Consider the following 24122-nt stretch of genomic DNA (forward strand, 5'->3'; position numbering starts at 1 on the left):
GCGACGCACATACGCTCGACGCTTGAAATCCGGAGAATCCTCATCCTCTTCGCGGGGTCACGAGTCCCGTCTCGTACGCCAGCACGACCGCCTGGGCGCGGCTGCCGATCCCCAGCTTGGCCATGGTGCGGTTCAGATGGGTCTTCACGGTCGCCTCGCTGATGAAGAGCCGCTCGGCGATCTCCGCGTTGGACAGCCCCTTGGCGATCATCCGCAGCACCTCCAGCTCGCGTGCGGTCAGCGCCGCGAGTTCGGCGGGGGGCGGACGGCCGGGATCCGAAGTCGGCCGCACCGGCGCGTACGCCTCGATGAGCCGCCGGGTGACGCTCGGCGCGAACAAGGTGTCGCCCCCGGCGACGGCGTGGACGGCGGCGATCAGCCGTTCCGGGCCCGCGTCCTTGAGCAGGAAGCCGGAGGCCCCGGCGCGCAGCGCGGTGTACACGTACTCGTCGAGGTCGAAGGTGGTCAGGATGAGGACGCGCGGTGCCCGCTCGCCGGCCGCGGCCAGGATGCGCTCGGTCGCGGTGACGCCGCTGATGCCGGGCATGCGGATGTCCATCAGGATCACCTCGGGCGCGGTCTCGGCGGCCCGCTCCACGGCCTCCTCGCCGTCGCCGGCCTCCCCGACCACCTCGATCCCGGGGGCGGCGCGCAGCAGCCCCACCAGTCCGGCCCGGATCAGGAACTGGTCGTCGACGACGAGCACCGTGGTCATGCGTCCAATGAATCCCCTCGCCGCGCGGCCCCGCGCGCCGATGTGGGGAGCGTGAGGCGTACCTCGAAACCATCGCCGAGCGGGCCGATGTCCACCGTCCCTCCGTAGAGCCTGGCGCGCTCACGCATGCCGATCAAGCCATGACCGGCTCCCTGGGGGATTGTGTCCGGATCGGAACGACCTGGTGATCCGTGCGGCCCGGCCCCACCGCCGTCGTCGGTGACGGTGACCCGCAGCTGGTGGGGCTCGTACGCCACCAGGACGCGCGCCCGCGCGTGGGGGGCGTGCTTGAGGACGTTGGTCAGCGCCTCCTGTACCACCCGGTAGGCGCACAGGCCCACACCCGGGGCGACCGGGCGCGGCGATCCCTCGATGCGCAGTTCCACCGCCAGTCCGGCGGCGCGCACCCGCTCGATCATCTCGCCCATGCGGGTCACCGAGGGCATCGGGTCGTAGGAGGGCGCACCCCCCTCGGGCTCCCCCGGTCCGGCGCGCAGCACCTTGAGCATGCGGCGCATCTCCTGCAGCGCCTCGCGCGTGGTGTCGGAGATGGTGTCCAGGGCCTTGCGCGCGCTCTCGGGCTCGCTGGCGAAGACGTACGAGGCCATGCCCGCCTGCACCGAGATCACGGACATGTGGTGGGCGACGACGTCGTGCAATTCGCGGGCTATGCGTGCCTGTTCCTCCGCGACCGCCTGCTTGGCCGCGTCCTTCCGCTCCGCGCGCAGCCGCTCGGTGACCTCCCCGAGCCGCTCCGCACGCTGCGCCGACACCCGCGCGGAGTGCCCGAACAGACACATGACCAGTGGGAACACCAGTGCCTGTGCGACCACGGTGGCCATCGAACTCTGCGCGGCCGTCAGCCCCGCGTACACCCACACCCCGCCGGTGAGCGCCGCGCAGCCCAGCGCCAGGCGCACCGGGCGCACGGTGGCCACCGTGTACAGCGCCATCAGCGGGGCCAGGCTGTTGACGACCGGCCAGTAGCCGGCCGCCACGAAGACCACCCAGGCGACGCAGACGAAGACGCTGACGCCGACCGGGAAGCGGCGCCGGGCCGCGACGGGCAGGTTGACCAGCGCGGTGAGCGCGTAGCCCGCGGCGTCCAGCCGATGCCAGTCCGGCGGTGGCTGTTCGTGTCCCAGCAGCATGCTGGCCGCCGTGAAAGCCACCGCCAGCGCCACGTCCGCCAGCACCTTGTTCCGCACGCGCGAAGCGTAGGCGAGCCGGACCGGACCCGCGTCAGCCCGTCGCCGTACCGCGAAAGTTGTACTCCGGGCGGAAACCTCCACCCAGAACGGGACGCCCCGGCGGGCGGCCTGCCCGTACCGTCATCGCCGGGGAGCCAGAGGGGGGCACCCTACGCGACGGTGTCCCGTCCTCCGACGGGGGGAGGACGGGACACCCAGTGCTGTCGCGGGGCCCATTCGCGCGGTGCGCTCAGCGCACGGAGAAGCGGACCACGTCCTCCAGGAACGGGATCTCCAGCACCGGATGCGGCTGTGCCATCAGCGCCAGCAGCACGATCACGACGCCCAGCAGGCCGTAGGTGATCACGTCCGTGAAGCGGCTGCGCACCGCCAGCATGCCGACCGAGGGCAGCGCCCAGCGCAGCAGCGCGCCCGCGAGCAGCGCCGCGCCGATCAGTACCGTGCCGGCCCGGACGGTGTCGGCGGCGATCAGCACCAGGCCCAGGGCCACCGCCCCGCCGACCCCCAGGATCGGCCACTGACGGGCGGGCGCGGGCGCGTCGCCCGCCGCCGCACGGCCGCCGCCCTCGGGCCGCGCAGTGCCCCGCGTGACGGCCTGGAAGCGGCGGCTCACGCCGGCCTGGTCCCGCTCCTGCTCCTGTGCCGCCTCGGCGGTCTTCGCGGCGGCCGCGGCCACCGGGGTGCCCGCCGCCGCGGTCTCGTCCTCGGTGCCGGTGCCGCTGCCCTGGCCCGGGCCGCCGGTCATGAGAAGCGGCCCTCCGCCGCCTCGACCACGTTCGCCAGCAGCATCGCCCGCGTCATCGGGCCGACGCCGCCCGGGTTCGGGGAGATCCAGCCGGCGACCTCGGCCACGCCCGGGTGGACGTCGCCGACGATCTTCCCGTTCTCGTCCCGGCTCACGCCGACGTCGAGCACCGCGGCGCCCGGCCGCACGTCCTCGGGCTTGACCAGGTGCGGCACACCCGCGGCGGCGACGATGACGTCGGCCTGCCGCAGCTGCGCGGCCAGGTCCCGGGTGCCCGTGTGGCAGAGGGTGACCGTCGCGTTCTCGGACTTGCGGGTCAGCAGCAGGCCGATCGAACGGCCCACCGTCACCCCGCGCCCGACCACGGCCACGTGCGCGCCGTTGATCTCCACGCCGTGCCGGCGCAGGAGTTCGACGATGCCGTTCGGCGTGCACGGCAGCGGGCCGCGCTCGTTGAGGACCAGCCGGCCCAGGTTGGTGGGGTGCAGTCCGTCCGCGTCCTTGGCGGGGTCCATCAGACCGAGGACGCGGTTGGTGTCGATGCCCTTGGGCAGCGGCAGCTGGACGATGTAACCCGTGCACTGCGGGTCCTCGTTGAGCTCGCGCACGACCGCCTCGATGTCCTCCTGGGTTGCCGTCTCCGGCAGTTCCCGCTGGATGGACGCGATGCCGACCTCGGCGCAGTCGCGGTGCTTGCCCGCGACGTACCAGCGGCTGCCCGGGTCGTCGCCGACCAGCAGGGTGCCGAGCCCCGGCGTGACCCCGCGGGCCTTGAGCGCCTGGACGCGTACGGAGAGTTCTGACTTGATCGCGGCAGCAGTGGCCTTGCCATCGAGAATCTGGGCGGTCATACCTCCATCTTCTCAGGTCTCCCCCCGGACGCTGGACAGCGGATGACACCGCCCAGGACGATGTGGGCCGTCCCCACTCACATCAGCGTGAAAGAAGTCACCGTGAGCTACCCGCCCGGTCCCGCAAACCCGTACGGCCAGCAGCCCGTTCCGCCGCAGCAGCCCCAGCCGCAGCAGCCCTACGGGTACCCGCAGCAGCCTCCGGCCCAGCCCGGTTACGGCTACCCCCAGCAGCCGCAGCCCCCGTACGGCACGGTCCCGCAGCAGGCCCAGGGCCCGTACGGCTACGGGGGTCACGGCTACCCGGCCGGACCGGTGCCCGGCATGCCGCCGTTCGCGAGCTGGGGGGCGCGGGTCGGCGCGACGCTGCTCGACTTCCTGATCGTGGGCCTGGTCCCGATGATCCTGGTCGGCATCGGGTACGGGCGCTTCGTCGCCGTGGTCGTGGACGCGGTGCAGGCCTGCGACACCGCCAACACCGACGTGTGCCCCAGCCCGCAGATGCCGGGCGGCGCCCTCGCCCTGATCGGGCTCGGCGCGCTGCTGTCCTTCGTCGGCGGCCTCTTCCTCTGCTACCGCGAGGGCAAGACCGGCCAGACGCCGGGCAAGAAGGCCCTCGGCATCAGCGTGCTGCGCGAGGCCGACGGCCGCCCGCTCGGCTTCGGCATGGCCTTCGTGCGCCGGCTGTGCCACGGACTGGACGGCGCCGCCTGCTACATCGGCTACCTGTGGCCGCTGTGGGACGACAAGAAGCAGACCTTCGCCGACAAGATCCTCAGCTCCGTGGTCGTCAAGACCCAGTCGCCCCGGTGACGTTCGGCAACAACAATCGCCACAGCAGCAACGCCGACCCCAAGGCCCCGTCCGCGCGAAGGAATCAGAAGTGAGTCATCCGCCCGGCCCCGGCAATCCGTACAACGCGCAGCCCACGCCACCGCGGCAGCCGTACGGCCAACCCCAGCAGCACCCGACCCAGCCCTGGTACGGCTTCCCCCAGCAGCCGCAGCAGCACTGGGGCGGGCCGCAGCAACCCCAGCCGCCGTACGGCTGGGCCGGGCAGCCGGGCGGGCCGCAGCCGATGCCGTCGTCGGCGAGGACGGCCCGCGCGATGCTCTATGTGCTGGCCTGCATGTGGACCCTCAGCGGGCTGCTGGTCCTGCTGGTCGGCGTCGTGCTGGCGAACGTCGACGACGACACCGGGCTGGCCGCGAAGTACGGCGGCCTGCTGTGGGTCGCCGGGGTGCTGGCGCTGGCGCTCGCCCTGGTGGCGGTCGGCGTGGCGGCGAAGTACCGGACCGGCGGCAGCGGGACGCGCACGGGCTCCATCGTGATCGGCGCGATGAGCACGCTCGGCCTCGTGAGCAGCCTGGTCACGGGCGCGTTCCTGGCCGTCGTACCGCTGGTGCCGAGCATCCTGCTGATCGTCTTCGCCGCGAAGGCGGAGACCGCGGCATGGTTCGGGCGGCCGCAGTACTGAGGCCGTGAGGCGGGCCGCCCCGGCCCGCGGTGTGCCGAAGGCCCCCGCTGGTGCGGGGGCCTTCGGCACGGCTACGGGTTCCGCGTCAGTGGAAGAAGTGCCGCGTCCCGGTGAGGTACATGGTCACGCCCGCCTGGCGCGCCGCCTCGACGACGGCCTCGTCGCGCACCGAACCGCCCGGCTGCACCACGGCCTTCACCCCTGCGGCGGTCAGCACCTCCAGCCCGTCGGGGAACGGGAAGAAGGCGTCGGACGCCGCGTAGGAGCCGGCCGCGCGCTCCTCGCCGGCCCGCTGGACGGCGAGTTTGGCGGAGTCGACCCGGTTGACCTGGCCCATGCCGACGCCGACCGTCGCGCCGTCCTTGGCCAGCAGGATGGCGTTGGACTTCACGGCCCGACAGGCCCGCCACGCGAAGGCGAGCTCGGCCAGCTCCGCTTCGGCCAGCGGCTCTCCGGTCGCCAGGGTCCAGGTGGCCGGGTCGTCTCCGGTGGCCTGGAGACGGTCCTTCTCCTGCAGCAGCAGCCCGCCCTCGACCGGGCGGAACTCCGTCTGCGCGACGGGCGCCTCGGGGCAGCGCAGCACGCGGATGTTCTTCTTGCGGGCCAGGACCTCGACCGCGCCCTCCTCGAAGTCCGGCGCCACGATGACCTCGGTGAAGATCTCGGCGACCTGCTCGGCCATGGCCGCGCTCACCGGCCGGTTGACGGCGATGACACCGCCGAACGCCGACAGCGGGTCGCAGGCGTGCGCCTTGCGGTGCGCCTCGGCGACGTCGTCGCCCACCGCGATGCCGCAGGGGTTGGCGTGCTTGATGATCGCGACGCAGGGCTCTTCGTGGTCGTACGCCGCCCGGCGCGCGGCCTCGGTGTCGACGTAGTTGTTGTAGGACATCTCCTTGCCGTGCAGCTGCTCGGCGTTGGCGAGGCCCGGACCGCCGTCGGTGTACAGGGCGGCGGCCTGGTGCGGGTTCTCGCCGTAGCGCAGCACGTTCTTGCGCTCGTAGGTGGCGCCCAGGAAGTCCGGGAACGGGCTGTCGTCGGCCGGCGCGTAGGAGTCCGCGAACCAGCTCGCGACCGCGACGTCGTACGCGGCGGTGTGCTGGAAGGCCTCGGCGGCCAGGCGCTTGCGCGTGGGGAGGTCGAAACCGCCCTCGCGGACGGCGCCGAGCACGTCCGCGTACCGCTCGGGGCTGGTCACGACCGCCACGGACGGGTGGTTCTTGGCGGCGGCGCGCACCATCGACGGGCCGCCGATGTCGATCTGCTCGACGCACACGTCGTCCGAGGCGCCGGACGCGACGGTCTCACGGAACGGGTAGAGGTTGACCACGACCAGGTCGAAGGGCTCGACGCCCAGTTCCTCCAGCTGCCGGCGGTGGTCCTCCAGCCGCAGGTCGGCGAGGATGCCCGCGTGCACCTTCGGGTGCAGGGTCTTCACCCGGCCGTCCAGGCACTCGGGGAAACCGGTCAGCTCCTCCACCTTCGTCACCGGCACCCCGGCGGCGGCGATCCGCCCGGCCGTCGAGCCGGTGGAGACCAGCTGGACGCCCGCCTCGTGCAGGCCGCGGGCCAGCTCCTCCAGACCGGTCTTGTCGTAGACGCTGACCAGCGCGCGCCGGATCTCCCGCTTGGTACTCACGGCAACAGAACCTTTCGTCCCTCAATGCGATACCCGTCGCGGGACAACCGCCCCACGACGTCGACGAGCAGCCTTCGCTCGACTTCCTTGATGCGCTCGTGGAGAGCTTCCTCCGTGTCGTCCTCCCGGACCTCGACCACGCCCTGGGCGATGATCGGGCCGGTGTCGACGCCGTCGTCGACGAAGTGGACGGTGCAGCCGGTGACCTTCGCGCCGTACGCGAGGGCGTCGCGCACCCCGTGCGCGCCCGGGAAACTGGGCAGCAGCGCCGGATGGGTGTTGACCACACGGCCGCCGAACCGGGCCAGGAACTCCTTGCCCACGATCTTCATGAAACCGGCCGAGACGACCAGGTCGGGCTCGTACGCCGCGACCGCCCCGGCCAGCGCCGCGTCCCACGCCTCGCGGTCGCCGTGGTCCTTCACCCGGCACACGAACGTCGGCACCCCGGCCCGCTCCGCGCGCTCCAGTCCCGCGATGCCGGAGCGGTCCGCGCCCACGGCGACGACGTGCGCCCCGGCATCCAGCAGCGCCTGCAGGTTCGTACCGGAACCGGAGACGAGCACGACGAGTCGGGCGGGGCGGGAAAGGGGCGGAAACACTGCGGCCACTGCGGCTCAACTCTCGGGTCCGGCGCTTTGGAGGATCGTACGACTCGAAGATCCCTCGCATTCCGGGGAACCCTACGAGCCCGTCGACCGTCAGCAACGATACCGGCACACCCGACCGCCCCCCACGGGACGGGGGAGCGCCCGGACGGTAGCGTCTGGGGGGAGAACGGCGTAACGACGCGTCCGACAACTCGAGGAGTCGACGGCAAGGGGATGACCCAGGCAACCATGAGCAGTGGCCGCGGCCATGAGCAGGACAACCCGTTCGCTCCGCCGCCGGAGGACGCTCCCGACCAGCCGTGGCAGCCGCGCAGGCCGCAGCAGCCCTCGGACGAGCAGGACTCCGACCAGCGGCCCACGCCACCCCCGCCGCCCGGTTGGGGCAGCCAGTGGAGCGACCGGCAGCCGGGCCGCGGCGGCGGTCTCGGCGACCGCCCCGGCGGGGACGGCGGCTACGGCGGCCGGCGCCCGGACGGGCCGCGGTTCGACCCGACCGACCCGGCGCAGCGGCGTGCCCGCTACGCCTTGCTGTGCGGCATGTGGGGACTGTTCTTCGCCCTGCTGCTCGGCTGGACGTACCTCGCCCTGCTGCTCGGCGGACTCGCCCTCTACTGGGGCGTCAACGCGCTCCGCATGAAACCGGAGGAACGCGCCAAGGCCCGCGCCGAGGCCGCCGCCCTGCTGGCCGACGGCCCCGCCGAGCCGCCGCCCCCGCCGGCCGACCCCAACGCCAAGCCCCAGCGGCCCGCCGCCGTCGGCGGCATCGTCATGGGCGCCCTCGCGGTCGGCCTCGTGGCCGGCCTGCTCAGCAGCGAGTACGCCTACCGCGACTACTACGCCTGCGTCGGGGACGCCCTCACCCAGTCGGCCCGCGACTCCTGCGCCCACGACATGCCGGCCCCTCCGGTCTGGCTGCGCAAGGCCTGAGCCCCACCCCGCCCTCGCCGGGTCCGTCCGCGCCGCTCCCGGCGCCGCGGACCCGGCGTTCGCGTCCCCGCGGATGCCGCCGCGGTCAGGCGGGGTCCGGGGCCGCGGTCTCCGTCCGGCCGTCCTCGCTGCCGGTCCCGGACTCCGTCCCGTCCACCTCATCCGCCTCGTCGGCGTCGTCGGCGTCATCGGCGTCGTCGGCGTCGTCGGCGTCGTCGTACCCGTCGTACGCGTCGTACGCCTCGTCGAGGTCGGCACGGGACGCACGGAAGCGGCGGACCCAGCGCACCACGAGCGCGGTGGGGGCACCGATGACGACGGTCCAGCCGACGGCCGCGGCCGCGGTGAGCCAGCGCGAGGGGCCGAAGTCGGCGAGCGCGCCGGAGCCGAGGGGCCCCGCGGCGAGCTCCGTGAGCAGAGCGAGGACCACGCCGCAGGCCGTGCCGCCCAGTGCCGCGCGTGCGGCCGTGCGGCCCGGGCCCGCGGCGGCCTCGCGGTCGACCGCGAACCACCCCACCGTCACCCCCGCCACGGCCGGCACCAGCAGCGCGAGCCAGGTCGCCACCGTGCCCGGCCCGGCCTGCGGCAGCGCGGCCAGCAGCGGGAAGTCGGGCAGCACGGGATCGCCGACCGCCCCGGCGGGCCGGACGACCGCCTCCGTGCCCAGCGAGAACCCCGGCCCGAGGGCGTAGGCCGCCCCCCACACCGCCGCGTTCGGGATCAGCGCGACCGACAGGGCCAGCACTGCCAGCCGCCCGGACAGTGCCTCGCTGAGCCGGCTGAACGACGCCCCCGTGGCCCCGGGATGCAGGACCAGCGCGACCGCCGTGAGCACCGCGCCGCCCGCGAGCAGCACCGCCACCCCGGCCGCCGCCGACCGGGCCACCGGCCCGGTCTCCCCCGCCGGCACGCGGTCGGTCACCCGGTGGAACGCCGCCGGAAGGGGGATGTGCGGCCGCCCCCGTTCGGCCCACGCCCCCGCGGCCGCGGCAAGGGCGGCGACCACGGGCACATGGAGCCCGGCGCTGAGCGCGTCGCTCCGCACCGGCCCGTACGAGGTGAGGATCGCCGCGCCCGCTGCCACCGCGACGTACCCGCCGATCAGCCAGGCCACGGCCGACGCCGCCGCCCGGTCGGTCGACGCGGGGGCGGCGGCGTCCGCTCCGGCCCGGTACAGCAGCCAGATCGGGAAGGCCGCCAGGAGCAGCGGTGTGACCCCGACCGGCGCGGGAACACCGGAGAGCGTCTCCACCCGCACCAGGTCCGTCCCGTGCGCCAGCAGCCAGCAGTCGGCGGCGATGTGCAGGGCCCCGTACAGCCCGCTGTCGGGGAACGGGGAGATGATCCAGAGGAACAGCACCAGCACGGCGAAGCCGCCGAGTCCCAGCCCGGCGGCGAGCACGCCGCCGGTGAAGGCGGGCACGGATTCCGCGGTGCGCAGGGCCTCGTGCGCAGCCCGGACACGGCGGAAGGCAAGGCTCACAGCGCGTGCGGCGGTCACGGCACCCCATGCTGCCAAGAAGACCCCTTTTACCGTCGCAGCATGCGAATGTCCGTCGTGTCGCGGAATATGGCGTTATGCGCATCTTCACACGATCCGAGTGGTCGATCGCATGACCCGAGCCCACCTGACGAAGACGGCACGGACCGCCAAGAAGCGGCGGCCCCACCCGCAGCCCGCGACGACCCCGCGGACCGCACCACCGGCTCCGCCCCCGGCCGCCCCTCCAGAGGGGGCGGCCGGGTCGGCGGGGTCGCCGCGCGCGCCCCGGGCCGAGCCACCGCAAGCCCCGCGACCCGCGGAGCCGGACCGGTCCGCCGCGCCCTCCGAGCCGGCCTCCCAGCCGCCCACCGGGCCGCTCTCCGGGACACCGGAGGACTCCGGCGCGCCCGCATCCGGGGACGACGCGGCGGTCGGGGCGTCCGAGCCGACGGCGAAACAGGTCAAGGCGGCGGCGAAAGCAGCGGCGAAAGAGACCAGGGCCGCGGCCGAACAGGCCGAGGCGGCCGCCGAGGAGGCGGAGCTGCGCCTTGCCGAGGCCGCCGAGGCCGCCTTCGACACCCTCTACGCGCACGCCGCCCCCGCCCTGATCCGGCAGGCCGAGGTGCTCACCGGCAACGAGGAACTGGCCCGGTACGCCGTCCACCGCGCCTTCGACCGGGCCTGGCTGCGGTGGCCCGAGGTCGCGACCGACCCCGATCCCGTCGGCTGGCTCCGCTCCCAGGCGTTCGAGCTCGCGCTCGCCCCCTGGCAGCAGCTCCTGCCCTGGCACCGCACACCGCGCCGCGCCCGCGGCGACCTCCAGCGGCTGCCGCGCGGCGCCCGGCACGCCGTGCTGCTCCACGAGGGCCTCGGCCTCGGCCTGCGCCGCACGGCGGCCGAGAGCATGGCCAGCACACCCACGACGGCGGCGCGCATCATCCGGGCCCGTGACGCGCTCGGCGAGGAGGCGGTCGCCGGGCTGGCCGGGCTCCTCAACGAACCGCGCGTGCCGGAGCTCCCCGCGGAGCAGGTGCGCGAGATGAGTGAGGAGCGGCTGCGGCACCAGACCCTCGGATCGGTCGCCGCCACGATCGTCCTCGTCCTGCTGACCGCGGGCGGCCTCGTCTTCGGCCCGCTCAGCGATCACTTCTCGGTGTCGACGCCGCTGATCGACATCCGCTTCTCCCCCTGACACCGGCCCCGGGACGACGGCCGTTCCGGAAACGGCAGCGGGCCCGCCCCCCGGGGGGGGGGGGCCCGCTGCCGTACCGGGAAATCAGCCCTGGAGGATGGCGCGCGCGAGGCGGGCCGTCTCCGACGGGGTCTTGCCCACCTTGACGCCGGCGGCCTCGAGGGCCTCCTTCTTCGCCTGGGCGGTGCCGGAGGAGCCGGAGACGATGGCGCCGGCGTGGCCCATGGTCTTGCCCTCGGGCGCGGTGAAGCCCGCGACGTAGCCGACGACCGGCTTGGTGACGTGCTCGGCGATGAAGGCCGCGGCACGCTCCTCGGCGTCGCCGCCGATCTCGCCGATCATGACGATCAGGTCGGTGTCGGGGTCGTCCTGGAACGCCTTCAGCGCGTCGATGTGGGTGGTGCCGATGATCGGGTCACCGCCGATGCCCACGGCCGAGGAGAAGCCGATGTCGCTGAGCTCGTACATCATCTGGTAGGTCAGCGTGCCGGACTTCGACACCAGGCCGATGCGGCCGGCGGTGCTGATGTCGGCCGGGATGATGCCCGCGTTGGACTGACCGGGGGTGATCAGGCCGGGGCAGTTCGGGCCGATGATCCGGGTCTTGTTGCCCTTGCTGCCCGCGTACGCCCAGAAGGAGGCGGTGTCGTGGACGGCGATGCCCTCGGTGATCACGACCGCGAGCGGGATCTCGGCGTCGATGGCCTCGACGACCGCGTCCTTGGCGAACTTCGGCGGGACGAAGATGACGGTGACGTCGGCACCGGTCTTCTCCATGGCCTCGGCGACGGAGCCGAAGACGGGCACCTCGGTGCCGTCGAAGTCCACGGTGGTGCCGGCCTTGCGCGGGTTCACGCCACCGACGATGTTGGTGCCCGAGGCGAGCATCCGCCGGGTGTGCTTGGTGCCCTCGGAACCGGTCATCCCCTGGACGATGACCTTGCTTTCCTTGGTCAGGAAGATAGCCATGATGTGGTGACCTTGTCCCTTACTTCGCAGCCAGCTCGGCGGCGCGCTCCGCGGCGCCGTCCATGGTGTCGACCTGCTCGACCAGCGGGTGGGCGGCGTCGGTCAGGATCTGCCGGCCCAGGTCCGCGTTGTTGCCGTCCAGACGGACGACGAGCGGCTTGGTGACCTCCTCGCCCTTGGACTTGAGCAGCTCCAGGGCCTGGACGATGCCGTTGGCGACCGCGTCGCAGGCGGTGATGCCGCCGAAGACGTTGACGAAGACGGACTTGACGTCCGGGTCGCCGAGGATGATCTCAAGACCGTTCGCCATGACCTCGGCGGAGGCGCCACCGCCGATGTCGAGGAAGTTGGCGGGCTTGACGTTGCCGTGGCCCTCGCCGGCGTAGGCGACGACGTCCAGGGTGCTCATGACGAGACCCGCGCCGTTGCCGATGATGCCGACCTCGCCGTCGAGCTTGACATAGTTCAGGCCCTTGGCCTTGGCCGCGGCCTCCAGCGGGTTGGCGGAGGCGTGGTCCACCAGCGCCTCGTGCTCCGGCTGGCGGAAGTCGGCGTTCTCGTCCAGGGAGACCTTGCCGTCGAGCGCGATGACGCGGCCGTCGGCGACCTTGGCGAGCGGGTTGACCTCGACGAGGAGCGCGTCCTCGGCGATGAAGGTCTTCCACAGGGTCTGCAGGATCTCGACCACCTGGTCGGCGACGTCGGCCGGGAACGCGGCCGCCTCGACGATCTCGCGGGCCTTCTCCGGGGTGACGCCCTCGTTGGCGTCCACGGCGATCTTCGCGAGGGCCTCGGGCTTGGTCGCCGCGACCTCCTCGATCTCCATGCCGCCCTCGACCGAGGCCATCGCCAGGAAGGTCCGGTTGGCACGGTCGAGCAGGAAGGAGACGTAGTACTCGGAGGCGATCTCCGGGGCCAGCTCGGCCAGCATGACCTTGTGGACCGTGTGGCCCTTGATGTCCATGCCGAGGATCTGCCCGGCCTTGGCCACCGCGTCCTCGGGGTCCGACGCCACCTTCACGCCGCCGGCCTTGCCTCGGCCACCGGTCTTCACCTGTGCCTTGACGACAGCCTTGCCACCGAGCCGCTCCGCGACCTCGCGCGCCGCCTCAGGCGTGTCGATGACTTCACCGGCCAGCACCGGTACACCGTGCTTGGCGAAGAGGTCCCTCGCCTGGTACTCGAACAGGTCCACGCGCGTCCGTCCTTGGTAATCGCGGGTTCGTTGTTGGCGTGAGCGTGCCGGGGCGGTCGTCGCTGACGTCTTCGTAACGATCCATGCGTACGGTCGTACGGGGGGCGCACACGTCGGCCGAGCACGCGGCATGTCCGTCTCGCAGGTTAGCGCCGCGCGGGCGGCTCGACTAAATCCCAGGTCGTCGACGAGCGGTGAGAACAGTCACAGACCGCGCCAGTGACGACTGGAGGATTGCTCCATCCAGGTGACACGGGCGGCGCGTTCGCGGCCTCACCCCTGCGGCACGGGCAACGGCCGCTTCTCTATCGCGGCCGCCATGATCGCCGGGAACAGGTCGGGCGTGCAGGCGAACGCGGGGGCGCCGAGGGCCGCCAGGGCGGCGGCGTGCTCACGGTCGTAGGAGGGGGCACCCTCGTCGGACAGCGCGAGCAGGGCCACGAACTGGACGCCGGAGGCCTTCATGGCCGCGACGCGCTTGAGCATCTCGTCCCGTATGCCGCCCTCGTAGAGGTCGCTGATGAGCACCACGACGGTCTCGGCCGGCCGGGTGATGAGCGACTGGCAGTAGGCCAGCGCCCGGTTGATGTCGGTGCCGCCGCCGAGCTGGGTGCCGAAGAGGACGTCGACCGGGTCGTCCAGCTGCTCGGTGAGATCGACCACGGCGGTGTCGAAGACGACCAGCTTGGTGTCGATGCTGCGCATCGAGGCGAGGACCGCGCCGAAGACGGAGGCGTAGACGACCGAGGCCGCCATGGAACCGGACTGGTCGATGCACAGGACGACGTCCTTCTTCACCGCCCGCGCGGCACGGCCGTGGCCGATCAGCCGCTCGGGGACGATCGTGCCGTGCTCCGGCAGGTAGTGCCGCAGGTTGGCGCGGATGGTGCGGTCCCAGTCGATGTCGCGGTGGCGCGGGCGGTCGATCCGCGCCGAGCGGTCCAGCGCCCCGGTCAGGGTGGCGCGGGTGCGGGTGGCCAGGCGCTTCTCCAGGTCCTCCACGACCTTGCGGACCACCGCCCGGGCGGTCTCCTTCGTCGTCTCCGGCATCGCCTTGTTGAGCGACAGCAGCGTGCCGACCAGATGCACATCGGCCTCGACGGCCTCCAGCATCTCCGGTTCCAGCAGCAGCGCCGACAGACCGAGCCGGTCGATGGCGTCACGCTGCATCACCTGCACGACGCTGCTCGGGAAGTAGCTGCGGATGTCGCCCAGCCACCGTGCGACCTGCGGCGCGGAACCGCCCAGCCCGGCGGACCTGGGCCCGCCCCGCCCGGACGTCCCGCCGTCGGCGCGCGGGCCGGACCCGTACAGCGCCTCCAGTGTCCGGTCCATGGCGGCGTCGCGGCCGGTGAGTGTGTGGCCCGTGCCGTCGGCGGGGCCCGCGCCCAGCACCAGCCGCCAGCGGCGCAGCCGCTCCTCGCCGTCGATGCCGGCGTCCGTCCTGACGTCGCCGTTCATGTCGCCGTTCCCCCTGTCGGTCGGTCGTGTCCCAGCAGCAGCCGGACGGTCGGCAGCACCGCGTCCGCCCGGGCCTCGTCCAGCCCGGCGGCGAAGCCCGGCACGCCCTGGTCCGCCGCCTCGGGCGACCCCGCCGCCGGACCGCGCCGCACCAACTCCCCCACCGTGCGCCGCACGCCCGCGTCGAACTCGCCGAACGTACGCCGCAGCAACGGGAGGACGTCGTCTAAGGCGGCGGCCGGGACCGCCGACAGCCAGTCGTCGACCAGGGCGAGCAGCCGCGCGTCGTGGACGAGCAGCATCCCGCCCCCGGCGAGGAAGCCCTCCGTCCAGGCGGCCGCCTCCTGCGGCGGTGTCCCGGCCGACAGGGCCAGCCCCATCAGCCGGGCCACCTCCTCGGCCGCCAGCCGGCCGTCGTCCAGCAGCAGGCGGGCGGCGGTGCCGCGCAGCAGCCCGGGCATACCCCGGTCGCGCACCGCCAGGGACCGCAGGACCCCCGCCCACCGTGCGCGCAGCCCCTCGTCGGCGAGCAGCACCACGGCCTCCTGCACGCCGTGGACATGGCCGCGCATCTCGGCCGCGCCCTCGGCGTCCAGCCCGGCGCAGGCCGGCGGGAGCCCGACGCATATCCGCTGCGCCAGCCCTTCGGCGACCTCGCGCAGCGCGGCCGCGTCCGTGCCCCGGACGTCGCCGTAGCGGACGGACCGCACCAGCGCGGGCAGCGCCTGTGCGAGGTGGCCGACGTCGGCGTCGAGCGCGGCACGGTCGGCGAGCACCCGCATCACGGTCGGCAGCGCGTCGGGCAGCTCCGCGAGCAGACAGCGCTCGGCGAGCCCGGTGACCTCGGCGAGCGTGCCCGCCCGCACCGCCTCGTCCTCCGCCCTGGCGGTGGCCGCCGAGGACACGGTGGTCCCCCACACCCCGGCCTCGGCGACCCGCACCGCCGACTCGGGCTCCCAGCGCAGCCGCCAGGTCTCGCGGAAGGTGCCGGTGCCGGCGCGCGACCGGGCGGGCTCGCCCCAGCCGATGCCGAGCAGCCGCAACCGGTGCAGCAGGCGGCTGCGGCCGGCGTCGGTCTCCTTGCGCAGGTCGAGCTCCACCTCCCTCTCCAGCGCCTCCGGCTTCAGTCGCAGCCTGCGCTGCTCGCGCGCCAGGTCGCGGGCGAGCGGCACCGCGGGAGCGCCGTCGGGGACCTCGCCCAGCACGTCCCCGACCACCAGGCGGTCCCGGATGAGCTCCATCGGCACATCGGACCCGTCGCACATCACGGCCCGTATCGCGTCGGTGGTCTCGCCGAGGCCCGCCAGCGGGCGGCCGCGCATCGCGGCGAGCGTGTCGGCGAGCCGCACCGCCTCGATGACGTGTGCGGAGGAGACCGGCAGGTCCTCCTCCCGGAGCAGCCCGGCGACCTTGGTCATCCAGCGCGCGACGGGCCGGTCCGGTGCCGTGAACAGGTGCCGGTACCAGCCGGGCGAGGCGATCCCGGCCCCGTACCCGGCGGCCCGGGACAACCTGCGGTGGGTCCAGGGCACCCAGGTGATCTCGACCTTGGCCTTCGGCAGCCCCTTCAGCAGGGCCCGGTCGGCGGTCACACCGGTCGTGGCCGCGAGCGCGGGCACGTGCCAGGCGCCGCAGACCACCGCCACCCGCTCGTGCTCGCGGCGGGCGTCGCGTATCCGCAGCCGCATGTGCGCCTCGCGCACGGCGTCCTGCGGATGTCCCCCGTCCCCGTACTCCGCGCGCAGCGCCCCCATGGCCTCGGCGACCGCCCCGAACGCCACGAGCGCGTCGTCCGCCGCGTCCGCCCGCTCCTGGCCGCCCCGGTGCTCCACGGCGTCCTCCCACCACCGCTCGGGGTCGTCGTGACCGGCCGCCTCCGCGAGCACCGCGAGCGGATCGATCCGCACCCGGTCCCCGGGCCGGTCGTCCCCTTCTTCCGCCGCCGCTCCCTCGCCGCCCGCCCCGTCCGCCCCGTCGTCGCGGTCGTCCCGCATCAGCAGCGAATGGGCGGCCGGCAGATCGATGAAGCGGACCGGCACCCCCCGCGCTGTCGCCCATCGGATCGCCTCCCATTCCGGCGAGAAGTCGGCGAACGGCCAGAACCCGGCCCGGGACGGCTCGTCGACGACGTGCGCGAGCAACGCGACCGGCGGCCGCAGGCCCGGTTCGGCCGCCAGCCCCACGACCGCGTCCGCCTCCGGCGGTCCCTCGACGAGCACGATCTGCGGCGCGTAACGCTCCAGCGCCGCGCGGACCCCGCGGGCCGACCCCGGCCCGTGGTGCCGCACCCCCAGCAGCGCCACACCGTCCGTCACGGCGTCACCTCGCGGCAGGCGCGGTAGAAGTCCTTCCAGCCCTCCCGCTCGCGGACCACCGTCTCCAGGTACTCCCGCCACACCACGCGGTCGGCCGCCGGGTCGCGCACCACCGCGCCGAGGATGCCCGCCGCCACGTCGCCGGCGCGCAGCACCCCGTCGCCGAAGTGGGCCGCGAGCGCGAGCCCGCTGGTGACCACCGAGATCGCCTCGGCCGTGGAGAGCGTGCCCGACGGGGACTTCACCTTCGTCCTGCCGTCGGCGGTGACCCCGCCGCGCAGCTCGCGGAAGACGGTGACGACCCTCCGGATCTCGTCCGCTCCGGCGGGCACGGACGGCAGGTCCAGCGACCGGCCCAGCTGGCCGACCCGGCGGCTGACGATGTCGACCTCCTCCTCCGCGGTCGCCGGCAGCGGCAGCACGACGGTGTTGAAACGCCTGCGCAGCGCGCTGGACAGGTCGTTGACCCCGCGGTCGCGGTCGTTGGCGGTGGCGATGAGGTTGAAGCCGCGCACCGCCTGGGTCTCGGCGCCCAGCTCCGGTATCGGCAGCGTCTTCTCGGACAGGATCGTGATGAGCGTGTCCTGCACGTCCGCGGGGATACGGGTCAGTTCCTCGACGCGGGCGATCCGGCCCTCGGCCATCGCCCGCATGACCGGGCCGGGCACGAGCGCCTCCCGGGTCGGGCCGTGGGTGAGCAGCTGCGCGTAGTTCCACCCGTAGCGGATCGCCTCCTCCGGAGTGCCGGCCGTGCCCTGCACGAGGAGGGTGGAGTCGCCGCTGACGGCGGCCGCCAGATGCTCCGAGACCCAGGTCTTGGCCGTGCCGGGCACCCCGAGCAGCAGCAGGGCCCGGTCCGTGGCGAGGGTGCTGACCGCGACCTCCACGATGCGGCGCGGTCCCACGTACTTGGGTGTCACGACGGTGCCGTCGGGAAGTTCGCCGCCCAGCAGGTACATGGCGACCGCCCACGGCGACAGATTCCAGCGGGCCGGGCGCGGCCGGTCGTCGGCCGCCGCGAGAGCCTTGAGCTCCTCGGCGAACGCGTCTTCGGCATGCGGCCGGAGTGCGGTGTCCGCGGACATGGTTCTCCCCCTGTTCCGGGCAGGTCGGATGAGGCGGACGATCCGTCAGACCCCCTGCGTCGTCCGCGGTTCCCACGATGCACGACCCCACTGACAATCACCCTCGCCCCGCATGTAACGCCAGGTCAGAACCGATTGTCAGTGCCCGGACCTACCGTCTTGGGCATGGACGGGATGGACGAACAGCGACCCGAGCGGTGGACCGCCGACCAGGTCCTGGCCCTCGCGCCCGACGCGTCGTCGCGGAAGGCCGGGACGGGTCTGGCGGCGGCCGCGCGCTGGTCGGGCACGGGCACGTCGGGCACGGCGGTGTGGGGGTTGTGCGCGGGCAGCGGCAGCAAGCCGTACCAGACGGTCGTGGACACGGCCGGGCCCGGCGCCAAGTGCAGCTGCCCGAGCCGCAAGTTCCCCTGCAAACACGCCATCGGACTGCTGCTCCTGTGGTCCGGGGGCGAGGTCGGGCCGGCCGCACACGGGGGCGGCCGGCCCGACTGGGTCACCGAATGGCTCGAAGCGCGCCGCGCGCGTGAGGACCGCAAGAGCGCCCCGGCGGGCGGTGGTGACCCCGCGGCGGCGCGCAAGCGCGCCGAGCAACGGGAGCGCCGGGTCGCGGCCGGGGCGGCCGAACTGGAACAGCGGCTGACGGACCTGCTGCTCGGAGGGCTGGCCGGCGCCGACCGCGAGGGCTACGGGCGCTGGGAGGAGACCGCCGCCCGCATGGTCGACGCCCAGGCCCCGGGGCTCGCGTCGCGGGTACGCGAGCTCGGCGCGGTCGCCGCCTCGGGGGGCGACTGGCCGTCCCGGCTGCTGGAGGAGACCGCGCTGCTGCACCTGCTGAACCGGGGCTGTCTGGGGCAGGAGCGGCTTCCCGGGGCACTGGCCGCGACGGTGCGCAGCCGGGTGGGTTTCACGGTGGACTCGGCGGAGCTGCTGTCCGGCCCCACCGTGCGGGACCACTGGCTGGTGCTGGCCCAGCACGACGCTGCCGACGACCGGCTGACCACCCGCCGCATATGGCTGCACGGCCGCGACACCGGGCGCCCCGCGCTGCTGCTCTCCTTCGGCGCGGCCGGCCGCGCCCCCGAGCTCGCCCTGCCGGTCGGGCTCGGGGTCGACGCCGAGCTGGCGTACCACCCGGGTGCGCGGCCGCTGCGGGCCGTGCTCGGCACCCGACATGCCGCGCCGGGCCCCGGCTCCGTGCCGCCCGGGCTGCCGGTCGGCGCGGCACTGGCGGTGTACGGGCAGGCCCTGGCGGACGACCCGTGGCTGGACGCCTGGCCCACCGTCCTCGCCGGGGTGGTGCCCGTACCGGGCGACACGGGCTGGCAGCTCGCCGACGGGGAGGGGGCCGACGCGGTGCCGGTGGCCGCGGGGGGCGGCAGCGGCGCCGGGGGGCTGTGGCGCCTGGCGGCGGTCTCGGGCGGCCGGCCCGTGACGGTCTTCGGCGAGCTGGGACACCGCGGATTCCGGCCGTACACGGTCTGGGGCGAGGGCGGCACGGCGGCGGTCGCACTGGCGCCGTAGCGCACCGCGGCCGCCGCCGGCCGCACCACAAACGGATGCGAACGACACCGAAGGGGGACGTATGGAGACGGCGACCTGGGCCGATCTGGTCGGGACCGCCCTGATGGGCACCGAACGCAAGGGCGGGACGCCCGCCGAACTGCTCGACGCCGCCGCGCTCGCCGTCCTGAGACGTCGTGCGGGGCTGCGGCCGGCCGCCGCGGGGAAGCGGCCGGCCACCGCCCCGCACGATCCACGCCCCGCCCTGCCGGCCGCCGCACGACGGCGGCTCGGACTGCTGCTGGCGGACCGGTCCGGCGGGAGCGGCGGTCGCCGGGGCGCGGCGCCCAACCTCGCCGAGCTGCTGCCGCAGTGGCTCGGCGAGGCCACCGCGCGCGGTTACGCGGCCCCGCCGGAGCTGCTGCCGGCCCTGCTGGACGCCGCCCGCGCCCGCACCGACCTGAGACCGGACGCGCTCGCCCTGGCGGGCCCGCGCGGACTCTGGCTGGCGGAGCTGAACACGGACTGGCGTTTCGCGCTGCGGGCGGGCGCCTCCGGTGCCGCACCGCCCGCCGGGGACGCGGCGGACGGCCCCGAGGTGCGGCAGCTGTGGGAGGAGGGCCTGTTCGCCGAGCGCGTGGCACTGCTGACGCACCTGCGGTCCCGCGACCCCCGGGGCGCGCTGGAACTGCTGCGTTCCGGGTGGAGCGGTGAGCGCGCCGAGGACCGCCTGATGTTCCTGGACTCCCTGCGCGAGGGGCTGTCGGCCGCGGACGAGCCCTTCCTGGAACAGGCGCTCGCCGACCGCAGCCGCAATGTGCGGGCCACCGCCGCCGAACTGCTCTCCGCCCTGCCCGGCTCCGCGCTGGCCGGCCGGATGGCGGCCAGGGCCCGGACCTGCGTCGCCTGGGACGCCGGGGAGAGCCGGATCGTGGTGGAGGCTCCGTACGAGTGCGACGCGGCGATGGAGCGCGACGGCGTGGTGGCGATACCCCCGGCCGGCCGGGGCGAGCGGTCGTGGTGGTTCGGCCAGGTCGTGGACGCCGCACCGCTCGGGACATGGCCGGAACGGTTCGGCGGCCGCACGCCGCAGGAGATCATCGCGCTGCCGGTCGCCGACGAATGGCAGGGCGACCTGCACGCGGCCTGGTGCCGGGCGGCGGTCCGCCAGCGCGACACCGCCTGGGCCCGGGCGCTGCTCGGGCCGATACCGACCGCGGCGACGGCGGTCGCCCCGGTGGGCGACCCGGCGAAGCTGCTGGCGGTGCTCCCGGCCGGCGAGAGGTCCGAATGGGTGGCGCGCTTCATCGCCTCGCACGGCCTGTCGGAGGCGTTCCAGATGCTCGCGGTGTGCGCCGTTCCCTGGACGGAGCCCCTGGGACGGGCGGTGGTGGACGCACTGGACATCGCCCGCGACGCCGGCAGCTACCCGTGGAGCTTCAGCGGGGTCATGGGCCTCGCCGAGCGCTGCCTGGACCCCGCGGAGGCGGACCGCGCGACCCCGCTCACCGCGGTGCCCGCCGAATCGGCCGACACCTCACCGGGCGCGGGCGCCTACTGGGCCGAGGCCTTCCAGCGCCTGGTGGGCACCCTGCGGCTGCGCGCCGCGATGAGTGAGGAACTGGCCTGAGCCGCTGGATCCCACCTCTCGGGCGACTCCCGTGGCCCGGTCCGGGCCGGGCCGGGCCACGGGCCGCGATCAGGCGCCGGCGGGCTGCCGGATGTTCGCGTTGACCCAGTCCACGACCTCGGTCGTCGTCGCACCGGGGGTGAAGATCGCGGCGACGCCCAGTTCCCGCAGCGGGGCCATGTCGTCCTCGGGGATGATGCCGCCGCCGAAGACCTTGATGTCGCTCGCGTCGCGCTCCTTGAGCAGCTCCAGCACCTTGGCGAAGAGCGTCATGTGAGCGCCGGACAGGATGGACAGCCCGATCGCGTCGGCGTCCTCCTGGATCGCGGTGTCGACGATCTGTTCGGGCGTCTGGTGCAGGCCGGTGTAGATGACCTCCATACCGGCGTCGCGCAGCGCGCGGGCGATGACCTTGGCCCCGCGGTCGTGGCCGTCGAGCCCCGGCTTGGCCACCACGACCCGGATCGGACCGGACACTCCCATCACTGCCTCCAACACGATTACTGCGCTCAGCGGGCACTTCTGTGAACGAACGTTATCGCCAGCATCCCCCGACCGGACAGTTTCGCGAAGGCCCCGGAGGGGGAAATTACCTATTGGGACACGTTCACGTTAGAAACGCGTTCGGCCCGTGGTCGTCATCGGTTGAGCAGGCGACGCGGGCTTTCGCGTTCTCGGCGCACGGGGGACAGAGCCGTCTCCGTGTGCCGCACGGGAGGTAGGCCATGGGCGTCCTGTCTTTCGGTGTCGGAGACCGCCTGGTGCGTCAGGCGGCCTACGTACGAGCCGCGGCGATCGAGATCGCCATCCTGACCGGTCACGTTTTCCTGTACCCGACCGGCATCTTCCAGGAGCGCGGGCCGGAGCCCCCGGTCGGCGAGACGGAGGAACCGACCCGCATCCCCACCGCGGGCCGCAGTCACCCTCCGGTACTGCTGCTGCACGGCTTCGTGGACAACCGTTCGGTGTTCGCGATGCTGCGCCGGTCCCTGCGGCGGCACGGCTGGCCGCATGTACAGGCGGTCAACTACTCCCCCCTGACCTGCGACATCCGCACGGCCGCGGCGTTGCTCGGCCGTCACGTGGAGCAGATCTGCGAGCAGACGGGGCACAGCCGGGTGGACATCGTGGGCCACAGCCTCGGCGGGCTCATCGCGCGTTACTACACGCAGCGACTGGGTGGGGACAGCCGGGTGCGCACCGTGATCACCCTCGGCACCCCGCACTCCGGCACTCGTGCCGCGCCCCTGCTGAACCCGCATCCCATCGTCCGGCAGATGCGGCCCAACTCCGACCTGATAGAGGAACTGGCCGAACCCGCGCCCGGCTGCCGTACCCGTTTCGTGGCGTTCTGGAGCGACTGGGACGAGATGATGAGTCCGGTCGAGGCGGCCCGCCTGGACCACCCTGACCTCATCGCCCGCAATGTGCACGTCGCGGGCGTCGGGCATCTGACGATGCCGGTGCACGCGGCCATCGCGGCCGGCATCCGGCAGGCACTGCTCGGGGAGGAACGGGCGTCCGGCGCCGTCGACGCCGCCTGACGGACCTGTGCCCCATAAGCATCGAAACGCCATCGAACACAAGGCATCGTCCTTGCCGGAATCCCGCCGAAGATTGTCGCCGTCGGCCGCAGGGGGATACAGTCGCCGCTAATTCTCCTGCTGCCGAGGCGAAAGAGAAGCGGTGAACGACCGTCACCCGTCGGGGTATGCCCCTGAGTACAACGCCTACGGGCACGAGGGCTATTCCAGCGCCTCGTACCCGTCCGCAGGCGCTGTCCAGACGGATGACGACCCGCTGTTCGGCACGTGCCAGGGTTACCCCGCGTACGACACCGGCACCCAGGCCACCGGCTCGTGGGACACCACCGCGACCGGCTACTGGCAGCCCCAGGACCCCACCGCCGGTTACGGCGACCCCGCCGCGGCGGCCACGGGCACCTGGTACGCACAGCCCGCGGCCGAGACGTACGACTACCCGGCATACGAGCACGCCCCGGTGTACGAGTACCAGGAGCCGGAGCCGGCGCTCCCGCACGAGCCGCCCACCCACGAAACCCTCCCGCACGAGGCCCGGGCGTACGTGCCCCACGCCCGCGAGCCGGAGGCCGGTCCCCACGGGACCGGCATCGAGGACTGGGCCGACGGCGAGGACGCCTACGCGTTCGACGGGCACGACGCCGCGGGCCACGACCTCCACCGCGATGACCTCCACGGCGATGGCCCGCACGGCGCCGAGCCGGAGGAGTACGACTCCGCGCACGACGCCGACGACGCCGGGTACGACGCGGACCCGGACAGCGCACCCGTCCTCCCGCGCCCCCGCGCCGCCGGCAGCCGCCGGCGCCGCCCGGCCCGCCGCTCGGCGCTGCTGACCGTCGCCGTTCCCTCCGTCGCCGTCATGGGTGTCGCGGCCTGCGCCGCCGCCGTGACCGTCACCACCGAAGAGGGCGACACCAGCACGACGCAGGCGGACGGCATCGTCGGTGCCAAGACCCCCACCACCAAGCTCGACCAGCAGCTGGCCGGGGTGAACCGGGACGTCGACGACTTCGCCTCCCGTGCCAGCCGCACCCAGGAGCGGCTGGACATCAAGGAGCGCCAGGCCGCGGAGCGGAAGAAGAAGGCGCAGGAGGCGGCCCGCAAGGAGGCGCTGCGCCCCAAGTTCCTGCTCCCGGTGACCGAGCACGGTCTGAGCGCGTACTTCGGCCAGGCGGGCGTCAACTGGATGTCGGTCCACACGGGCATCGACTTCCCGGTCAGTTACGGCACCCCCGTGATGGCCGCGACCGACGGCACCGTCCGCACGCAGTGGAACAGCGCCTACGGCAACATGGCGATAGTGACCGCGCCGGACGGCACGGAGACCTGGTACTGCCATCTGAGCAGCACCAAGATCCGCTGGGGCAGCGTCAAGGCCGGTGAGGTCATCGCCTATTCCGGCAATTCCGGCAACTCCACCGGACCGCACCTGCACTTCGAGGTGCGCCCCGCGGGCGGCTCGGCGATCGACCCGCTGCCGTGGCTGCTCAAGCACGGCCTCGACCCGCGCTGAGCCCCCTCCCGCAAGACCCCGGACGCCGTGCGGCTCCCTCGCCGGAAGCCGCACCG

21 protein-coding genes are annotated in these 24122 nt (G+C 73.8%); 8 read left to right on the top strand and 13 right to left on the bottom strand.

What is annotated here, in order from left to right; all coding sequences use genetic code 11:
* Window positions 1–40: 40 nt before the first annotated feature.
* The 4 genes from ACIP98_RS26795 to ACIP98_RS26810 all read right to left on the bottom strand — a co-directional run bounded on the left by ACIP98_RS26795 (window position 41) and on the right by ACIP98_RS26810 (window position 3522).
* Entirely contained in the window at window positions 41–715 is a 675-nt protein-coding gene (locus ACIP98_RS26795) for a response regulator transcription factor (protein ID WP_319658586.1), read from the bottom strand.
* Window positions 712–1923 carry a sensor histidine kinase gene (locus tag ACIP98_RS26800; RefSeq protein ID WP_401978321.1) on the bottom strand — a complete coding sequence of 404 codons (1212 nt, stop codon included), beginning with the start codon at window positions 1921–1923 and terminating at the stop codon, window positions 712–714. Before ACIP98_RS26800 ends, ACIP98_RS26795 begins: the two co-directional genes overlap by 4 nt.
* 232 nt (window positions 1924–2155) lie before the next feature.
* Window positions 2156–2671, bottom strand: coding sequence for a DUF3017 domain-containing protein (locus ACIP98_RS26805; protein ID WP_401978323.1), 516 nt, complete (start codon window positions 2669–2671; stop codon window positions 2156–2158).
* On the bottom strand, window positions 2668–3522 hold the full coding sequence (locus ACIP98_RS26810; RefSeq protein WP_319658582.1) for a bifunctional methylenetetrahydrofolate dehydrogenase/methenyltetrahydrofolate cyclohydrolase: 855 nt from the start codon (window positions 3520–3522) through the stop codon (window positions 2668–2670). The genes ACIP98_RS26805 and ACIP98_RS26810 overlap by 4 nt, the downstream gene beginning before the upstream one ends.
* Window positions 3523–3624: 102 nt before the next feature.
* On the opposite strand from ACIP98_RS26810, the gene ACIP98_RS26815 reads away from it, so the two are divergent.
* Together ACIP98_RS26815 and ACIP98_RS26820 are read left to right on the top strand one after the other, a co-directional pair.
* Window positions 3625–4335 (top strand): RDD family protein, encoded by a 711-nt coding sequence (locus tag ACIP98_RS26815; protein WP_401978324.1) that lies wholly within the window; start codon window positions 3625–3627, stop codon window positions 4333–4335.
* A gap of 70 nt (window positions 4336–4405) precedes the next feature.
* Window positions 4406–4999: a hypothetical protein gene (locus ACIP98_RS26820; RefSeq protein WP_319658580.1), complete on the top strand. Its 594-nt coding sequence runs from the start codon at window positions 4406–4408 to the stop codon at window positions 4997–4999.
* A gap of 85 nt (window positions 5000–5084) precedes the next feature.
* Here ACIP98_RS26820 and purH read toward each other — a convergent pair whose 3' ends face one another.
* Both purH and purN read right to left on the bottom strand, forming a co-directional pair.
* The gene (gene purH, locus ACIP98_RS26825) at window positions 5085–6638 is read right to left on the bottom strand and encodes a bifunctional phosphoribosylaminoimidazolecarboxamide formyltransferase/IMP cyclohydrolase (protein WP_401978326.1); all 1554 of its coding nucleotides are present in this window, start codon (window positions 6636–6638) and stop codon (window positions 5085–5087) included.
* Window positions 6635–7240, bottom strand: a complete 606-nt coding sequence (gene purN / locus ACIP98_RS26830) for a phosphoribosylglycinamide formyltransferase (RefSeq protein WP_319658813.1) — start codon at window positions 7238–7240, stop codon at window positions 6635–6637. Before purN ends, purH begins: the two co-directional genes overlap by 4 nt.
* A gap of 222 nt (window positions 7241–7462) precedes the next feature.
* On the opposite strand from purN, the gene ACIP98_RS26835 reads away from it, so the two are divergent.
* Window positions 7463–8176: a hypothetical protein gene (locus ACIP98_RS26835; protein ID WP_319658578.1), complete on the top strand. Its 714-nt coding sequence runs from the start codon at window positions 7463–7465 to the stop codon at window positions 8174–8176.
* Between the two features lie 85 nt (window positions 8177–8261).
* Here ACIP98_RS26835 and ACIP98_RS26840 read toward each other — a convergent pair whose 3' ends face one another.
* Window positions 8262–9677: a DUF6350 family protein gene (locus tag ACIP98_RS26840; protein ID WP_401978327.1), complete on the bottom strand. Its 1416-nt coding sequence runs from the start codon at window positions 9675–9677 to the stop codon at window positions 8262–8264.
* A 112-nt stretch (window positions 9678–9789) separates the two neighbouring features.
* Between ACIP98_RS26840 and ACIP98_RS26845 the strand changes: the two genes are divergently transcribed.
* Window positions 9790–10851: a hypothetical protein gene (locus tag ACIP98_RS26845; protein WP_401978329.1), complete on the top strand. Its 1062-nt coding sequence runs from the start codon at window positions 9790–9792 to the stop codon at window positions 10849–10851.
* An 84-nt stretch (window positions 10852–10935) separates the two neighbouring features.
* Here ACIP98_RS26845 and sucD read toward each other — a convergent pair whose 3' ends face one another.
* The 5 genes from sucD to ACIP98_RS26870 all read right to left on the bottom strand — a co-directional run bounded on the left by sucD (window position 10936) and on the right by ACIP98_RS26870 (window position 17876).
* Window positions 10936–11820, bottom strand: a complete 885-nt coding sequence (gene sucD / locus ACIP98_RS26850) for a succinate--CoA ligase subunit alpha (protein WP_319658575.1) — start codon at window positions 11818–11820, stop codon at window positions 10936–10938.
* Between the two features lie 19 nt (window positions 11821–11839).
* Window positions 11840–13015 carry an ADP-forming succinate--CoA ligase subunit beta gene (sucC, locus tag ACIP98_RS26855; RefSeq protein WP_319658574.1) on the bottom strand — a complete coding sequence of 392 codons (1176 nt, stop codon included), beginning with the start codon at window positions 13013–13015 and terminating at the stop codon, window positions 11840–11842.
* A gap of 273 nt (window positions 13016–13288) precedes the next feature.
* Window positions 13289–14476, bottom strand: a complete 1188-nt coding sequence (locus ACIP98_RS26860) for a VWA domain-containing protein (RefSeq protein ID WP_319658573.1) — start codon at window positions 14474–14476, stop codon at window positions 13289–13291.
* Window positions 14473–16830 (bottom strand): DUF5682 family protein, encoded by a 2358-nt coding sequence (locus tag ACIP98_RS26865; RefSeq protein WP_401978358.1) that lies wholly within the window; start codon window positions 16828–16830, stop codon window positions 14473–14475. Before ACIP98_RS26865 ends, ACIP98_RS26860 begins: the two co-directional genes overlap by 4 nt.
* Window positions 16788–17876 (bottom strand): AAA family ATPase, encoded by a 1089-nt coding sequence (locus ACIP98_RS26870; protein ID WP_401978330.1) that lies wholly within the window; start codon window positions 17874–17876, stop codon window positions 16788–16790. The genes ACIP98_RS26865 and ACIP98_RS26870 overlap by 43 nt, the downstream gene beginning before the upstream one ends.
* 165 nt (window positions 17877–18041) lie before the next feature.
* Here ACIP98_RS26870 and ACIP98_RS26875 point away from each other — a divergent pair, with 165 nt between their 5' ends.
* Window positions 18042–19400, top strand: a complete 1359-nt coding sequence (locus tag ACIP98_RS26875) for an SWIM zinc finger family protein (RefSeq protein ID WP_401978332.1) — start codon at window positions 18042–18044, stop codon at window positions 19398–19400.
* Between the two features lie 61 nt (window positions 19401–19461).
* On the top strand, window positions 19462–21009 hold the full coding sequence (locus ACIP98_RS26880) for a DUF5691 domain-containing protein (RefSeq protein ID WP_401978333.1): 1548 nt from the start codon (window positions 19462–19464) through the stop codon (window positions 21007–21009).
* A 69-nt stretch (window positions 21010–21078) separates the two neighbouring features.
* On the opposite strand, the gene ACIP98_RS26885 is transcribed toward ACIP98_RS26880, so the two are convergent.
* Window positions 21079–21492 carry a cobalamin B12-binding domain-containing protein gene (locus ACIP98_RS26885; RefSeq protein ID WP_319658568.1) on the bottom strand — a complete coding sequence of 138 codons (414 nt, stop codon included), beginning with the start codon at window positions 21490–21492 and terminating at the stop codon, window positions 21079–21081.
* 242 nt (window positions 21493–21734) lie between these two features.
* Here ACIP98_RS26885 and ACIP98_RS26890 point away from each other — a divergent pair, with 242 nt between their 5' ends.
* The gene (locus ACIP98_RS26890) at window positions 21735–22553 is read left to right on the top strand and encodes an alpha/beta fold hydrolase (RefSeq protein WP_319658567.1); all 819 of its coding nucleotides are present in this window, start codon (window positions 21735–21737) and stop codon (window positions 22551–22553) included.
* A 142-nt stretch (window positions 22554–22695) separates the two neighbouring features.
* A complete protein-coding gene (locus ACIP98_RS26895; protein ID WP_401978334.1) occupies window positions 22696–24066 on the top strand; it encodes a M23 family metallopeptidase in 1371 nt (456 codons plus the stop codon).
* Window positions 24067–24122 lie beyond the last annotated feature (56 nt).

Source organism: Streptomyces sp. NPDC088354, assembly GCF_044753585.1.
Classification (GTDB): Bacteria; Actinomycetota; Actinomycetes; order Streptomycetales; family Streptomycetaceae; genus Actinacidiphila.

What these genes read in the sequence shown, in the direction of transcription:
- ACIP98_RS26795 (WP_319658586.1), bottom strand. Translation starts at nt 715, where the DNA reads ATGACCACGGTGCTCGTCGTCGACGACCAGTTCCTGATCCGGGCCGGA.
- ACIP98_RS26805 (WP_401978323.1), bottom strand. Translation starts at nt 2,671, where the DNA reads ATGACCGGCGGCCCGGGCCAGGGCAGCGGCACCGGCACCGAGGACGAG.
- ACIP98_RS26810 (WP_319658582.1), bottom strand. Translation starts at nt 3,522, where the DNA reads ATGACCGCCCAGATTCTCGATGGCAAGGCCACTGCTGCCGCGATCAAG.
- ACIP98_RS26835 (WP_319658578.1), top strand. Translation starts at nt 7,463, where the DNA reads ATGACCCAGGCAACCATGAGCAGTGGCCGCGGCCATGAGCAGGACAAC.
- ACIP98_RS26845 (WP_401978329.1), top strand. Translation starts at nt 9,790, where the DNA reads ATGACCCGAGCCCACCTGACGAAGACGGCACGGACCGCCAAGAAGCGG.
- sucD (WP_319658575.1), bottom strand. Translation starts at nt 11,820, where the DNA reads ATGGCTATCTTCCTGACCAAGGAAAGCAAGGTCATCGTCCAGGGGATG.
- ACIP98_RS26860 (WP_319658573.1), bottom strand. Translation starts at nt 14,476, where the DNA reads ATGAACGGCGACGTCAGGACGGACGCCGGCATCGACGGCGAGGAGCGG.
- ACIP98_RS26870 (WP_401978330.1), bottom strand. Translation starts at nt 17,876, where the DNA reads ATGTCCGCGGACACCGCACTCCGGCCGCATGCCGAAGACGCGTTCGCC.
- ACIP98_RS26875 (WP_401978332.1), top strand. Translation starts at nt 18,042, where the DNA reads ATGGACGGGATGGACGAACAGCGACCCGAGCGGTGGACCGCCGACCAG.
- ACIP98_RS26880 (WP_401978333.1), top strand. Translation starts at nt 19,462, where the DNA reads ATGGAGACGGCGACCTGGGCCGATCTGGTCGGGACCGCCCTGATGGGC.
- ACIP98_RS26885 (WP_319658568.1), bottom strand. Translation starts at nt 21,492, where the DNA reads ATGGGAGTGTCCGGTCCGATCCGGGTCGTGGTGGCCAAGCCGGGGCTC.
- ACIP98_RS26890 (WP_319658567.1), top strand. Translation starts at nt 21,735, where the DNA reads ATGGGCGTCCTGTCTTTCGGTGTCGGAGACCGCCTGGTGCGTCAGGCG.